Here is a 14,849-nt window from a genome sequence, read left to right on the forward strand (position 1 = left end):
TCATGCGCCTAAAGGGCAATCGAGTAAAGCCGCGAGCTTATCAGGCGGCCACGACCAATGGCTACCGGCATGAGAGCAGGAAACTTCTGATAAGTTCAGGTGTTTTAACGCATTTCCGGAATCAGATGATGAAGCCTCTGTCATCTTCGCCTCACAGACACAACTGAGCAGTCCCACAACATCTGACGTAATGGCCACTTGCCGCACGCCTGTAGCTGAGGCATAAGAGAGCGACAAATCGACAAGGATGTTTATCTTGCACCTCTTTTATCGCTTGCTGGTTCTGATCGTTCTGTTGCTGGGCGTGTGCCTGGCCGTGATTCTGTATTACGTCGCCAACCCGAAATTGCCGACCTGGACGCCTGCGCAGCAGGTGCATTATCTCGAGCAGTGGAGCGCGACGGACCGCCAGACCTACTACTTCACGCCTCAAGGCACCCAAGTCAAAGGCTTGCGCTACGACTGGTTCAACGCGCTCGAACTGCCTTTTTCGCAACAGCGCTTTGCCGCTCCGGAATACCTCGCACGCTTCGGTTTTCTGGTCGATCCCGCGCAGAAAGCCACGCCCAATAACCCCGGCAACCTGCCCGTGGGCTTTGCCCGTCATCAAAACCCAGGCAGCCCGGATCAGTTTCTGGACATTACCTGTGCCGCCTGCCACACCGGCGAGTTGCGTTTCAACGGCCAGGCTATCCGCATCGATGGTGGTTCGGCACAGCATGTCTTGCCTTCCAGCGTTCCGACACTGCGCGGTGGCAGTTTCGGACAGGCACTGGTCGCCAGTCTCGCTTCGACATACTACAACCCATGGAAATTCGAACGTTTCGCTCGCAACGTGCTGGGCCAGGACTACGACGCCCGGCATCAACAACTGCGTAAAGACTTCAAGACCTCTCTCGACACCTTCCTGAAAGTCGCCTGGAACGACACCCACCGCGGGCTCTACCCGACCGAGGAAGGCCCTGGCCGTACCGACGCGTTCGGACGCATTGCCAACGCCAGTTTCGGTGACGCGATATCACCCACCAACTATCGGGTAGCCAACGCGCCGGTCGACTATCCACAACTGTGGGACATGTGGACCTTTGACTGGGTCCAGTGGAACGGCTCGGCACAGCAGCCTATGGCGCGCAATATCGGTGAGGCCCTGGGGGTAGGCGCCACGCTGAACTTCTTCGACAGCAACGGGCAGCCCCTCAAGGGCGACAATCGCTACCCGTCCAGCGTCCGGGTGCGCGATTTACACCAGATCGAAGAAACCCTGCAGCGACTCAAGCCGCCGGCCTGGCCGGAAGCCCTGCTGGGTGCCATCGACAAACCGCTGGCGGCCAAGGGGCGTGCGCTGTTTGCAGAGAACTGCGCCGGTTGCCACGTTCCGCGGGCGACCCAGGAAGGCGAACGCTGGGTACAGCATTTGCACATGCTGCCCGTCGACGTCATCGGCACCGATCCGACTGCCGCGAACAACATCGCCAACCACCGTTTCGATCTGACGGCTCTGCAATGGGACCCGGCGGAGCTTGCGCAAATGGACGTCAAGTTGCACCCCGAACCCAAGGAACCGCTGGATCTGAGCCAGCTGTCAGTGGCCAAGGGCCTGGCCTACGTCACTGCGTTCGTAGAAAACCGCGCTTACCGTGAGGCCAAGGTCACAGCGGAGGAGAAAACCAAGCTCGACGGTTTCGGCCTGCCGATCGGCGTTCGAGAAAAAGTGGCCTACAAGGCGCGGCCACTGGCGGGCGTGTGGGCGACGGCGCCGTTTCTGCATAACGGTTCGGTGCCGAGCATTTACCAACTGCTATCGCCCCAGGATGAACGCGCGACCACTTTCTACAAAGGCACGTTCGACTACGACCCGCGACACCTGGGCTATCGCACCGAAGCCTTCACCAACGCATTCCTCTTCGACACGCGCTTGACCGGCAACCACAACAGTGGCCACGAATTCCGCGCCGGTGAGCGTGGCAACGGAGTGATCGGCCGGTTGTTGCAACCCGAGGAGCGCTGGGCGCTGTTGGAGTACCTGAAAGTGTTGGGCGGCCCGCTGGAGGCGCAACTGCCATGATCATGACCACCTTCAAAAAGGATTTGCCGATGCTCGCCCGATTCTGGTTGTGGCTGGGCCGCCTGCTCGGCAAAACCCTGCTGATTCTGCTGTGCGTCGGCCTGCTCGGATGGGCGCTGGTCACTGCCTGGTATGCCTGGCAGCACCGCGGCCCGGTCTCGGCACTGGAGCAGATTCCGGAGGGCGAAGCCGCCATGACCCGGGATGTGATTCAGACTGCCGTGCGCATTGTCGACCAGCACCGTGAAAGCACCCGCTACCTGCGCGACGCCCACGCCAAGGCCCATGGCTGCGTGAAAGCCGAGGTACAGGTGTTGCCGGAACTGGCGCAGGACCTGCGCCGCGGCGTCTTCAGCGAACCGGGCAAGCGCTGGCAGGCGACCATGCGCCTGTCCAACGGCAACGCTTATCCGCAGTTCGACAGCATTCGGGATGCCCGGGGCATGGCGATCAAATTGTTGGATGTGCCGGGCAAGCCACTGCTGGGCGATCGCCAAGGGCAACACGAGCAGGACTTTGTGATGTTCAGCCATCCGAACTTCTTTGTCAGCGATGTCGCCGAGTACCGTCAGAATGTCGCGGCTCAGGCTGACGGAAAAAAGATCATGGCGTTTTTTCCTGGCTGGGATCCGCGCACCTGGCAGGTCCGTCATTTGTTCATCGCCCTGGCGACACTGTCCCCGCCGCCGGAAAGCCCGACACGCACCACTTATTTTTCGGTATCGCCGTATAAATTCGGCGAGGCCAACGCCAAGTTCCGGGTGATGCCGGATTCGGACAACTGCCCGGCCTACACCTTGCCCAAGCAGAACCAGGATCTGCCGAACTTCCTGCGCAGCGCCCTGACTCAACAGTTGTCCACGGACCGGGTGCCGGCGTGTTTTGTCTTGCAGATCCAGCGCCAGGATGCGAACAGGTTCATGCCGATCGAAGACACCAGCATCGAGTGGCGCGAGCAGGATGCGCCGTTCGAAACCGTGGCCCGGATCACCCTGCCCCCTCAGGACTTCGACACCCCGGCGCAAAATCTGCAATGCGACAACCTGTCATTCAATCCATGGTTCGGCCTGGAGGCTCATCGTCCGATTGGCGGTATCAACCGGCTGCGCAAAGCCGTGTACGAAGCGGTCAGCGACTACCGGCACAGTCGAAACGCCGAGCAGTAAGCAGAAACGAAAAAAGCGACCCGCGGGTCGCTTTTTCAATGGAAGCCAGCAAAGCCAAACTCCAGACAGCAAAAAGCCCGCATTGAGCGGGCTTTCCGTGGTGACCTGGCGTTCAGCGTTCCAGATTACCGAATATGGCGCAGCGGACGGGACTCGAACCCGCGACCCCCGGCGTGACAGGCCGGTATTCTAACCGACTGAACTACCGCTGCGCGTAGCGTTGAAAGTAAGTGGTGGGTGATGACGGGATCGAACCGCCGACATTCTGCTTGTAAGGCAGACGCTCTCCCAGCTGAGCTAATCACCCTTTACCTTCGTTGCGGGGCGCATTGTGCCACAGATTTTCATAACGTGTTGATTTAATTGATAAATAACTCAAAAAAATCTGAAAACCGGTGAAACGACGCATCCTGCAGGAACTTCAGGCAGAAAAAAACCCGCGTTAGCGGGCTTTTCCGTGGTGACCTGGCGTTCAGCGTTCCAGGTTACCGAATATGGCGCAGCGGACGGGACTCGAACCCGCGACCCCCGGCGTGACAGGCCGGTATTCTAACCGACTGAACTACCGCTGCGCGTAACACTTGAAGCGAATGGTGGGTGATGACGGGATCGAACCGCCGACATTCTGCTTGTAAGGCAGACGCTCTCCCAGCTGAGCTAATCACCCTTCACTTTCGGTGTGGCGCGCATTCTACGGAGCGACCTCACCTCTGGCAAGCACTTTTTTAAATAATTTTTTCAGGCCTTCCAAAGGCTTAGAGAAGGGTTGGCCTATGGCGCCACGAAGAGAATAATGCCCCACTTTGTATAAAGGAGAGACTCGCCCCATGTGGTTCAAAAACCTGCTTATCTATCGCCTGACCCAAGATCTGCCTTTTGATGCCGAGGCGTTGGAAACTGCACTGGCCACCAAACTGGCGCGTCCTTGTGCAAGCCAGGAGTTGACCACCTACGGTTTCGTCGCGCCATTTGGCAAGGGCGAAGATGCACCTCTGGTGCACGTCAGCGGCGACTTCCTGCTGATCTCCGCGCGTAAAGAAGAGCGCATCCTGCCGGGCAGCGTCGTGCGCGACGCCGTGAAGGAAAAGGTCGAAGAGATCGAAGCCGAACAAATGCGCAAGGTCTACAAAAAGGAACGCGACCAGATCAAGGATGAAATCATCCAGGCCTTCCTGCCTCGCGCCTTTATCCGCCGTTCGTCGACCTTCGCAGCCATCGCACCGAAACAAGGTCTGATTCTGGTCAACTCGGCCAGCCCGAAACGCGCCGAGGACCTGCTGTCCACCCTGCGCGAAGTCATTGGCACACTGCCGGTGCGTCCACTGACCGTGAAAATGTCCCCGACCGCCACCATGACTGAATGGGTCACAACCCAGAAAGCCGCGGACGATTTCTTCGTGCTGGACGAATGCGAACTGCGCGACACCCACGAAGACGGCGGCATCGTGCGCTGCAAGCGTCAGGACCTGACCAGCGAAGAAATCCAGTTGCACTTGAGCACTGGCAAAGTGGTCACCCAGCTGTCGCTGGCGTGGCAAGACAAACTGTCTTTCGTCCTCGACGACAAGATGGTGGTCAAGCGCCTGAAGTTCGAGGATCTGCTGCAGGATCAGGCGGAACAGGACGGCGGCGAAGAAGCCCTCGGCCAACTGGATGCCAGCTTCACCTTGATGATGCTGACCTTTGGTGATTTCCTGCCGGCGCTGGTTGAGGCGTTGGGTGGGGAAGAGACACCTCAAGGCATCTGATTATACAAATCGGCGGCGCCTGTAAAAGATCGCAGCCTGCGGCAGCGCCTACATGGGAATGCGTTTCCCTGTAGGCGCTGCCGCAGGCTGCGATCTTTTTTTGCCAGCGGCGTATGCTTAGCTCCCTAACGCTTTCTTACAATAAGGATCAGGCCATGCGTGCACTGGCTGCATTGAGTCGTTTTGTCGGCAACACCTTCGCTTACTGGGTTCTGATTTTCGCCGTCGTGGCCTTCTTGCAACCGACGTGGTTCATCGGCCTGAAAGGCGCCATCGTCCCGTTGCTGGGGCTGGTGATGTTCGGCATGGGCCTGACCCTCAAACTCGAAGACTTCGCTGAAGTCGCCCGCCATCCGTGGCGTGTGGCCCTGGGCGTCGTTGCACATTTCGTGATCATGCCCGGTGTGGCATGGTTGCTCTGCCAGGTTTTCCACTTGCCGCCGGAAATCGCCGTTGGCGTGATTCTCGTCGGCTGCTGCCCGAGCGGCACCTCGTCGAACGTGATGACCTGGCTGGCGCGTGGAGATCTGGCATTGTCGGTTGCCATCGCCGCCGTGACCACCCTCCTCGCTCCGCTGCTGACCCCTGCATTGATCTGGCTGCTGGCTTCGGCCTGGTTGCCGGTGTCGTTCATGGAGCTGTTCTGGTCGATCCTGCAAGTGGTGTTGTTGCCCATCGTGCTCGGCGTGGTCGCTCAGCGCCTGCTCGGCGCTCGGGTTCGCCACGCGGTGGAAGTGTTGCCGCTGGTTTCCGTGGTCAGCATCGTGATCATCGTCACCGCTGTCGTCGCTGCCAGCCAGGCGAAAATCGCAGAGTCCGGCCTGCTGATCATGGCCGTGGTCATGCTGCACAACAGCTTTGGTTACTTGCTCGGGTACTTCACCGGGCGTCTGTTCAAGCTGCCCTTGGCCCAGCGCAAATCCCTGGCACTGGAGGTCGGCATGCAGAACTCCGGTTTGGGCGCCGCGCTGGCCAGCGCGCATTTCTCACCGCTGGCGGCGGTGCCGAGTGCGTTGTTCAGTGTGTGGCACAACATTTCCGGAGCACTGCTCTCGACGTATTTCCGCCGGATGAGCGAGAAAGAAGATCGAGAGACAGCAGCTCGACAAGCAACCGAATAAGCGACCAGCTTGATCCCCGGTTTAATGATGGGCACTATATTGCGCAACGCGAGGACGACCTCGCGGCTCGATCGAGTCATTAATCTGGGGACGACCCCGTCAATCGATGGAGGTCTCTCATGTCCTGGGTCATTCTGTTTTTCGCCGGACTGTTCGAAGTAGGCTGGGCTGTCGGCCTGAAATACACCGATGGTTTCAGCCGCCCTCTTCCCACCGCATTGACCGTTGCCGCCATGGCCATCAGCCTTGGCCTGCTCGGCCTTGCCATGAAGGAACTGCCGCTGGGCACCGCCTATGCGATCTGGACCGGCGTGGGTGCGGTCGGCACGGTCATCGCCGGGATCATTCTGTTTGGTGAGTCCATGGCGCTGTTCCGGCTCGCCAGTGTGGCGTTGATCATTGCCGGGTTGATTGGATTGAAAGTCAGCACCTAGCCATTGCCGGCTCATACAAAGCCCGCTCCCCCGGTAGTGCCGGGGGAGCGGGCTTTTTCACCGACATGAAAAACCGATCAGCTTTCAGCCAGCGCCCTGCGCTCACGCGCCGCGACCGGAGCCTTCTCCACAGGTTCAAGCTGCATGCAGCGTTCCAGGAACAGGAACATGTAGTCGTAGCTTTTGCACACCGCCTGACGCAACTCAGCCTGCAAGGACTTGCTCGGATTCAATCCTGCCAGCGTGCAGATGATTTCCAGCGCCTCCCATGGATGGGCGTCGTCGTACTGGGCATGCATCTTCAGCCACTTCATGGCCCGCTTGCGATCTTCCTCGGGGAACGCTGCCGCATAGACACCACTGGAGCAGACCAGCGCCGACCACTCACCTGTCGCGCCTTCAATGGCGTAGTTGGTGGCAGCAATGGCAACGATCAGCGAATCTGCCGAACTGGTGTGCCAGCACCAGTGGCTCAAGGCATGAAGTTCCGGGGCAACCTGTTGCGCCTGCAGATCTTCCAGGCTGACACCGTGAGCGCGGCTCCAGTGCACCCAGTAATCGGCGTGGTTCAATTCCACACGGATGTTGCGCATCAACCAGCGGCGCGCCATATCCTCGCCGGGGTGGCGGGCAAAACGGGTCTTGGTCAGGTTCTGGGCCATATATAACGCGAACTGTTCGACCACCGGCCAACCACCAATCAGGTAGTGACGCATGGTTTTGGCGCTGAGTTTATTGTCTCGCATGCGCCTGTACAGTTCGTGTTCGACAACCCGGCGTTTACTCTCGCTGCAATCCTGGATCAGTTGCTGAGCCCAGGCGGGGTAACTTGCAGCTTCCATGAGGGGGCCGGTTCTGTTGAATGTGTCGATCACTGTCGGGTTCCTTTTGATTGTGATTGTAAGGATCAGCAAGAGATTTCAACGGAACGTGCCAGGCGCCTTGAATAACAACGGCTGTCGCCTGGCAGGACGACTTTGCAAACTATCGCAGGTAAACAGATGCGGGCGCTCAATCACATACCCTTGAGCGTAATCCACCCCGATCTCAAGCAATGCCTGCTCGATCTGGGGTGTTTCAACAAACTCGGCAATCGTACGCTTACCCATGACATGCCCGATGTGATTGATCACTTCGACCATGGCGCGGTTAATCGGGTCGTCCAGCATATCCTTTACGAAACTCCCGTCGATCTTCAGGAAGTCTACAGGCAAATGTTTCAAGTAGGCGAATGAGGACATACCGGCGCAAAAGTCGTCCAACGAAAAGAGACAACCTAAGCCTTTGAGTTCATTAATAAATCTAATTGCACTTCCAAGATTGGAAATAGCGCTGGTTTCAGTAATTTCAAAACAAATCATTTCAGGCGGTATGGAGTAAGTAATGAACTGTTGACGCAGGAAGTCCAGGAATGCCTCATCTCCGATAGTTGTGCCTGACAGATTAATCGCACACATCGCCAACGGCCCTTTATGTTTCTCCGCTATACATTGGGCAATGATCTTGAAAACATTCTGCACAACCCAACGATCAAGCGAAGTCATCAGGCCATAACGTTCCGCCGCCGGAATAAAGCTGTCGGGCAATATCATGCGCCCGGCTTCATCATGCAGGCGCAACAGGATTTCGATATGACCGCCACCCTGTTCGACATGACCCAATGTGGCGATTTCCTGGGCATACAGACAAAAGCGGTTCTCTTCCAGCGCCATGTGCAAGCGCTGCACCCAGGCCATTTCGCCAAAGCGCAGGGACAGTTCAGAGTCATCGGCGTGATAGACCTGGACCCGGTTGCGGCCCTTTTCCTTGGCCATGTAGCAGGCCATGTCGGCGGCGCGCAGCGACGTTTCGAGGGTGGTCGGGTGCTGATTGATATGCACCAGCCCGATGCTCACGGTGGTCACGAACGGCCGGCCTTTCCAGACGAAGTGCAGGTTCTGCACGGTCTGGCGCAGGCCCTCGGCGATTTTCTCTGCGGCTTCCGGCGCACAACTCTCCAGCAGGATGCCAAACTCGTCGCCGCCCAGGCGGGCCAGGGTATCGCCTTCGCGCAGCCCCGATTGCAGCAACGCGCAGATATGCCGCAACAACTCGTCTCCCGCCGCGTGGCCGCAGGTGTCGTTGACCAGTTTGAACTGATCCAGGTCGAGGAACATCAGGGCATGGCGCCCCACCTGCCGCGTCAGGTTATGCAGCACCTGCTCCAGCCGATACTCGAATTCGCGGCGGTTGGCGAGACCGGTCAGGGCATCATGGGTCGCCTGCCAGGACAGATTGGCAATGTACTGCCGCTCCTGGGTCATGTCGTGCAAGACCAGCACGGTTCCGCTGACCTTGCCGGCATTACGGATCGGCGCGCCAACCAGCGTGACCGACACTGTGCTGCCATCCAGGCGTTGAATCAGTTTGGAGTGTTCGCTGCCGCCGCTGAGCTGGCCGCTCAGGATGTGTTCGATCAGCGTAAAGCCGTCGGCCTGGGCGTTTTCGTCCAGCAGATTGAACAGCGCTGCCAAGGGCAACCCTGTCGCCTGCTCGGCCTTCCAGTGCGTCAACGCTTCGGCGGCCGGGTTCATGTAGGCAATTGCGCCGTCGACATTGGTGGTGATCACGCCATCGCCAATCGATTGCAGAGTGATCTGCGCGCGTTCTTTTTCCAGCTGCAGCGCGTCGGCGAAGGCATGGCGCTGCTTTAGCAGTTTGTGCGTGCGCATCAGGGCCAGGACAATCAAGCCCAGCGCCGTAGCAAGGTTGGTCACCAGCAACAGCCGCAGGATCATCCGCGAGCCTTCACCCAAGGCATCGCTGAAGGCCTTCGCCGCCGGTGTCACACTTTCGTTGATGACGAATATCTGATCTTTCCAGCGCTTGATATCGGCATCGGTGGCCCGTCCGGTAGTGATGCGCTGATGCATTTCCCGCGCAATGTCATCGAGTTGCACCAGATACGCGTCGCCTACCCTCCAGAGGTCAATGGCTTTCTCGTGGTAACTGAAGTGCCGGAAATTGAGGTACAGCCAGATCACGCTGGACACGTCGTCCGGGTGGTTCCCACCCTTGAGAACCCCCTGGCGTGCCGCTTCAATGTCCGGAGGCTGATGGTCCAGCGCCAGACGCAACTCGTGGCCGCCCTGAGGCACGGCGATGGAGTTCTGGTATTTGAGGAATATCCTCTCGTCGCGGCTGTCCGCGTAGAGGTTCAGGTAATAGATGGCGTCTTTCTGGCCCTTGGACCAGAGGCTTTCGCCAGCGACGTAGCCGCGCACCGCCGAAAGTACATAAAGGCTGACGCCGCCCAGCAAGGCCTGAAACAGCACGACGGCGATAAATGGCCAGACAATGCCCAACAACCGGGGCGTTCCGAGAGTCCGCGTTCGATTCATGAGGTCCCTTGTTTTAGCACTGCCCGATCATCATCCAACGTGATCGCTACAGCTAGACTAGGGTGCGTTTTCGATCCCGGCAAGCGGGCAGCCCTTTCTATGGGCAACTGTCAGTAAATAACTGTTTTCAGTGAGATGCAGACACACCACGCGCACCAGTTCCCCGAAAAAAAACGCCATCACATAACTATGTACCGCTCCCTCTTGCTCATTTTCTCTTGAAATCGGACCACGTCTACATCGCTGTCGAGCGATGCACCGCCCCACTAATAATCAAGAGAAAGCCCACTAATGCCAACAGCCACTCCAAGCGCGACACATCCCTCCTCACCCTCACATGCTCAAATGCATAAAGGCCAGTTAGAAGATTACGAACTCATGCTGACGGCGATGCGTGACGTCAATCTGCACAACTCAATACCGATTCGGCGTTTTTCACCGCTACATAGAGTGAGCGAGGACGGGTACAACGCGTTGTGGCAATTACTGCGCGATAACGACTACATAGCTATGTGTATAAAGCTCAAGCTTCAGCACTCTGATCTTTATGCTAGCTTCAATGATGGCAACTTTATCTATCAAGCCTGGGATACCGATGGCAACCGAGTTTCTTTGGCATTGACGGAGTTTTCAAAATGGCAGGCGCTGAAGGTCCGGATCGAACGGGCCGCGACGTTACTGGGAGGAGCGATACACTCTAACCGCTATATCACTATGGAGAGGATATGCCAGTTTTACGGGCTTACCCCGTGGAGGCGGCTACATCCGCAGGAACATCCCGCTGCTATCGCAGCCCTTGAAGAAAAAATCGCCATCCACCGCTTGAGGCTGGAATACGATTTCGACGCGCTCGATCTAAAGCGCCCGCTCACGGTACAGGATCGGGAAAAATTTCAGCTTCTCCAGCAAGCGTCTCCTGACACTCCACTCGATGTGCAACTACTCCATAACGATCAGGTTCGCGCCGAAATAATTGACGCAGTTAATCTGTTTCTTCCTGAGAACGAACCGTTACTACTGCACTATTTAGCCAAAAGCATTCTTTCCTCGGAAACGATCGGGCAAGTCCGCGCGACACCGACTGTTTATCTGGAAAAAATCCTGCGAAGCCCTGAGGCTGAAAAGCTGGCCGACATCTTACTGAGCACAATGAAGTGGTACGGCGGAGAAGCGGACGAGCAGACCTCTCCATTCATCCGGACCAGACTGGTCGCCAACGCGCTGCAGTATTGGCTTTCTGCACAGACCCAGGACAACCCCGCTTTGATCGCCGGTTATGACCTGCAGTCCCGCGCCAATTGGGGAAAGGGATACAAGGCTATCCGCAACGAATTTGAAACCCATTTGCGCACTGCAAAATTGGCAGCCACGGTAAAAGAAACAATCGTCATGGCCCAACTTTTTTTACCCCGGTTTCCGATCGAGTTTCGCGTCAGGGATATTCCGGAAGATCTTGCATATCGGAGTTCGGCCGTCTGGGTCAACTTCGTCAATGGAGTCAATTTCGTAAACGCCGTCTCACCTGAATTACTGGACAGGCTGAGCTTCCAGCAGTTGGTCAACGTGCCCATGCACCGGACCGAAGTGGCAACGACGGAAGAATTGAATCTCATCAGTCTCACGAGGCTGCCTCCCACGCTGGATTGGGCCACCACCCTCGGTTTCATTGCGCAAAAGCCCCTCAAGGACTACACGCAAGCCGACATCGAACGAGCCTGCTCCGAACTGGAAAAACACTCGAAAGAGGTCAATCAAGCGGTTCTGCGCATCAATGAGGAGCCACCCAAACGCCTGTCCATTGCCAAGGCTGAAATACAAACGCTGTTCGGAAACGAAGCCTTCACTACCGATGGACGCAAACTGGCCAGGTATGACGAGTTGGCTTCGATCGGCTTTCGCGACCCACCGCCACTCAGGGGCAAGGAATACAAATATTACTCGTTCGCCGATGTGTTGGCGTCCGGCATGTTCGACGATCGGCAACGTTGGTTTGTGACTAAGGCCGACGGCGTGACCTTAAGCAAACAATGGATCAGGATGGACGGGGACCGGTATGTAAAAACCGAGGGGCCGTGGCCGGTTCCCGGTCGCAACTGGGAAAACCGCCTTCGGCCAGTTCTGTCACCGTGGAGCAAAATTCCCGATGTTCCTGCGCTGTTTGACGAAGCCTTCAAGCAGCATCTGGAAACAATCACGGCGGCCTATCAAACATTGATTAGAACGCTGTTAACCTCACTTCCATATGCCGACCGCCTGGCCCTGGAGGTGGGCGAAGTGAAGATTTACAGCCTGCGCAAGGAAACCAGGAAAGTCGCCGCCAAGGACGAGACGCCCGAAATAACCTTGCCGCTCAGAGCGCGCAACGGCGTGATACTGCAAGCGACCCAAATAAAAGAACCCATCGGGGACGAAGCCGCGGTTGGCGCGACCACTTTTTACGAGCTTCTCCCAAAAGCCGGTGTGATACGTCGTCTCGAAAACTTTGATGCGACGTTGTTGACTCCCCGGATCGGGGCAATGGCAACCACCTCCAGTGGTGCCTATATGGATGTCATCCGCGACAGGCATTTACCCTTCGACTGGGACGCGCACTCAAACGGCACCCAGCCTAAGGCATCGGCCTTCTGCGAGGCCATAATCGATCAACTGCCACCGGCGCTCAGCGCAGTTTCCGAGGTCACCGAGAATCATCAACGCGCCCCGTTGACCCTGTCTTCCAGCCGCTCAGCGGCAATCAGCCGACATATAGCCACCGAACTCCTGTTCGTTGACCCGCAAGCGTTGCGCACGTTTGCGAAGGGTCAGACCAAGTTTGAACGGGAAGACGCTCAACGCAGAAAGATATTGATGATCGCAAAGATGTTTGTGCCGTTCTGGGGGCCAGTCGAAGACTTGATGTCAGACGATAAGAACCGCATCGCGTTGGGAATAGTCGGCCTGTTTTTCGACGTGATTTCGTTTGTGATCCCCATTGGCAAATTCGCCACGGGATCGATAAGACTGATCAGCAACGCGGGCCAGCTGGCCACTCGAGCAACGCTTCCTTCATTCACCACGCTGACAAAAACGCTGTTGGTATCGACGCTACGAGCGTTGAACCCGCTTGAGATTGTTCCCGCGCTGCTCAAAGGTTTGGGAAAAACGGCGCAGTACACTTACAAAGGCGTCACGTTCAGATTCAACCAACTTGCGGGAAAAATCCGCTACTACGAGTACGTGCGCAGCTTGCCTCAGTTGAGCGACGCCGGACGCTGGATGCCTGCAACGCGGGTTGATCAGTTAGCCAGCATTAAAGGCCTGCACGATGTGCCAATACGCAACATCGGCGCCTCTGGCAAGACGGACATGCGCTTGGTCGATCCATTGTCCTCAAAGCCCTACGGCCCTTCGTTAAACACCCGCGCCAGTGATTTCTCGCCAGGACAATCGCACTACAGCCCCCTGGAAAGCGGCAATCAGCAATCGGTTGTGGAGCTAGCCAACACTCGCCACGTACGCGAAGTACTTGAAGTGGACGGCCGAACCACGCTGTTCATCGATGACGTACCGTATCGACTGAAAGGCGACACGCTGTATCGTGCTGACTTGATTGACCCGAGCGATTGGCTGAAATCGATCCCTTGCCGACCGCGACGCGCCCCGGGAGACGTGTGCACAACCCGTTATGTCATGCGAGACCCGGCCCCGATACCCGCGGAGGGCACGTTCGATGAAACCAGAGGCTGGGCCACCTGGTTCGGCGACAGCATTTACACACCGGGCGCTGCCGACGCGCCCCTGACAAGGGTTTCGTTGGCCACTCACACAACACTCGACGCGACGATGGAATTCCGCAAAGGCATGTACGGACGGGTCAAAGTCAACCTCACTGAAAAGGGTGTGACCGATACCTTCCACTCCGGAGCCGTCATCGCCGACTCGGTCGACGGATCGAAACAGTATGTTTTCACACGTCTCGATGCAGGGGATTTTTACGTTGCCGAGCTGGCGAAAGGGCAAAACCTGCGTGAGGCATTGGTCTTCAAGCAGGCGTCAACCTTGTCCGCCGAACTGCGGCGCGAGTTGATGGTGGTGTACACCGGCTCGTTGAATGCCAACAACATAGCGAATATTTATGGTGTGGATCGGGTTGAGCGCGCGCTAAAAACGATGGAAGAGATCGCCATACCCATAGGCGGCCATGCCAATCCACCCGATACGCTCAGATTGATCAAGGTCGATACCAGCCCAGGCGAGGCGGTCCTGTTCGATCACTCGACGCGAATGATCGTCACCCAGCTGCCCAAAGGTGCAACAAGCTGGTCGCGCAGCAAGGTCGCATCAGAAGCCCTGCGTCAAAGAACAGTGGAAATTTTCGATACATTGTTCCTTGAGCCGAGCATCGTGCTGAAAAATGCCGACAACGCATTGAGGATCGACGGCACGATGAAAAAGCTTCACAAGCTTATCCCTCGTCACCAGCGCTCGTTCAGACCCAGAAACATCGCTTATGCCGAAGTCGTCACCGCCACCGGGACGCGGGAAGTTTATGTAAGCGTTTCGGGAGCACAGGGGACGACGGGATATCTGCCTTTGTTCAGAAGTAATCTTGGCGCCTCTCAGGTCAAGGTGGGTGCAGCGACCTACTTCAATGTTGATATGAACGAAGTTTTTCCCAGCACATCACTCCGAGTATCGGATGAAGGCAAATTACTCGCGGTGCCGGCGACAATAAAAGATATTGAAAGCTATACCCCGATACTGACTCACAAACCCACCTCACTGGACAGTGAAAGCAAGCTGATCAGCGTGATTCGCGAAAAGTACCCCGATCCCGGATCGATCGAAACGGTTAACGTCGCCACGACCATGCCACCCTGCGAATCCTGTTCGGTTGTTATCAAGGAATTCGGTTTCGACGGCGGTGAAAATGCGCTGAACGTGCTGTGGCACTGA

General features: G+C 57.2%; 8 protein-coding genes and 4 tRNA genes. 6 read left to right on the top strand and 6 right to left on the bottom strand.

Annotated features, from left to right (window positions below):
* The first annotated feature begins 247 nt into the window (after positions 1-247).
* Both B723_RS28375 and B723_RS28380 read left to right on the top strand, forming a co-directional pair.
* On the top strand, positions 248-2,065 hold the full coding sequence (locus B723_RS28375; RefSeq protein ID WP_017337364.1) for a di-heme-cytochrome C peroxidase: 1,818 nt from the start codon (positions 248-250) through the stop codon (positions 2,063-2,065).
* A 29-nt stretch (positions 2,066-2,094) separates the two neighbouring features.
* A complete protein-coding gene (locus B723_RS28380; RefSeq protein WP_031318580.1) occupies positions 2,095-3,231 on the top strand; it encodes a catalase family protein in 1,137 nt (378 codons plus the stop codon).
* Positions 3,232-3,366: 135 nt separating this feature from the next.
* Here the strand turns inward: B723_RS28380 and B723_RS28385 are convergent.
* The 4 genes from B723_RS28385 to B723_RS28400 all read right to left on the bottom strand — a co-directional run bounded on the left by B723_RS28385 (position 3,367) and on the right by B723_RS28400 (position 3,898).
* Positions 3,367-3,443: transfer RNA gene (locus tag B723_RS28385), tRNA-Asp, on the bottom strand.
* A gap of 19 nt (positions 3,444-3,462) precedes the next feature.
* Positions 3,463-3,538, bottom strand: a tRNA-Val gene (locus tag B723_RS28390).
* Between the two features lie 188 nt (positions 3,539-3,726).
* Positions 3,727-3,803: transfer RNA gene (locus B723_RS28395), tRNA-Asp, on the bottom strand.
* Between the two features lie 19 nt (positions 3,804-3,822).
* Positions 3,823-3,898, bottom strand: a tRNA-Val gene (locus tag B723_RS28400).
* 160 nt (positions 3,899-4,058) lie between these two features.
* Here B723_RS28400 and rdgC point away from each other — a divergent pair.
* From rdgC to sugE, 3 genes are all read left to right on the top strand, one after another.
* Complete coding sequence (gene rdgC, locus B723_RS28405; RefSeq protein ID WP_017340046.1) at positions 4,059-4,979, top strand: recombination-associated protein RdgC; 921 nt, start codon at positions 4,059-4,061, stop codon at positions 4,977-4,979.
* Positions 4,980-5,134: 155 nt separating this feature from the next.
* Positions 5,135-6,100, top strand: a complete 966-nt coding sequence (locus B723_RS28410) for a bile acid:sodium symporter family protein (protein ID WP_017340047.1) — start codon at positions 5,135-5,137, stop codon at positions 6,098-6,100.
* A gap of 119 nt (positions 6,101-6,219) precedes the next feature.
* A complete protein-coding gene (sugE, locus tag B723_RS28415) occupies positions 6,220-6,534 on the top strand; it encodes a quaternary ammonium compound efflux SMR transporter SugE (protein ID WP_017340048.1) in 315 nt (104 codons plus the stop codon).
* Between the two features lie 77 nt (positions 6,535-6,611).
* Here the strand turns inward: sugE and B723_RS28420 are convergent, their stop codons facing one another.
* Together B723_RS28420 and B723_RS28425 are read right to left on the bottom strand one after the other, a co-directional pair.
* A complete protein-coding gene (locus B723_RS28420; RefSeq protein ID WP_416740002.1) occupies positions 6,612-7,376 on the bottom strand; it encodes a TenA family transcriptional regulator in 765 nt (254 codons plus the stop codon).
* A 78-nt stretch (positions 7,377-7,454) separates the two neighbouring features.
* Positions 7,455-9,914: an EAL domain-containing protein gene (locus B723_RS28425; RefSeq protein ID WP_017340050.1), complete on the bottom strand. Its 2,460-nt coding sequence runs from the start codon at positions 9,912-9,914 to the stop codon at positions 7,455-7,457.
* Between the two features lie 345 nt (positions 9,915-10,259).
* Here B723_RS28425 and B723_RS28430 point away from each other — a divergent pair, with 345 nt between their 5' ends.
* Positions 10,260-14,849 carry a hypothetical protein gene (locus B723_RS28430; RefSeq protein WP_017340051.1) on the top strand — a complete coding sequence of 1,530 codons (4,590 nt, stop codon included), beginning with the start codon at positions 10,260-10,262 and terminating at the stop codon, positions 14,847-14,849.

It is taken from the genome of Pseudomonas fluorescens NCIMB 11764, assembly GCF_000293885.2.
Lineage (GTDB): Bacteria > Pseudomonadota > Gammaproteobacteria > Pseudomonadales > Pseudomonadaceae > Aquipseudomonas > Aquipseudomonas fluorescens_B.

What these genes read in the sequence shown, in the direction of transcription:
- B723_RS28410 (WP_017340047.1), top strand. Translation starts at nt 5,135, where the DNA reads ATGCGTGCACTGGCTGCATTGAGTCGTTTTGTCGGCAACACCTTCGCT.
- B723_RS28380 (WP_031318580.1), top strand. Translation starts at nt 2,095, where the DNA reads ATGCTCGCCCGATTCTGGTTGTGGCTGGGCCGCCTGCTCGGCAAAACC.
- B723_RS28425 (WP_017340050.1), bottom strand. Translation starts at nt 9,914, where the DNA reads ATGAATCGAACGCGGACTCTCGGAACGCCCCGGTTGTTGGGCATTGTC.
- rdgC (WP_017340046.1), top strand. Translation starts at nt 4,059, where the DNA reads ATGTGGTTCAAAAACCTGCTTATCTATCGCCTGACCCAAGATCTGCCT.
- B723_RS28375 (WP_017337364.1), top strand. Translation starts at nt 248, where the DNA reads ATGTTTATCTTGCACCTCTTTTATCGCTTGCTGGTTCTGATCGTTCTG.
- B723_RS28430 (WP_017340051.1), top strand. Translation starts at nt 10,260, where the DNA reads ATGCATAAAGGCCAGTTAGAAGATTACGAACTCATGCTGACGGCGATG.
- sugE (WP_017340048.1), top strand. Translation starts at nt 6,220, where the DNA reads ATGTCCTGGGTCATTCTGTTTTTCGCCGGACTGTTCGAAGTAGGCTGG.
- B723_RS28420 (WP_416740002.1), bottom strand. Translation starts at nt 7,376, where the DNA reads ATGGAAGCTGCAAGTTACCCCGCCTGGGCTCAGCAACTGATCCAGGAT.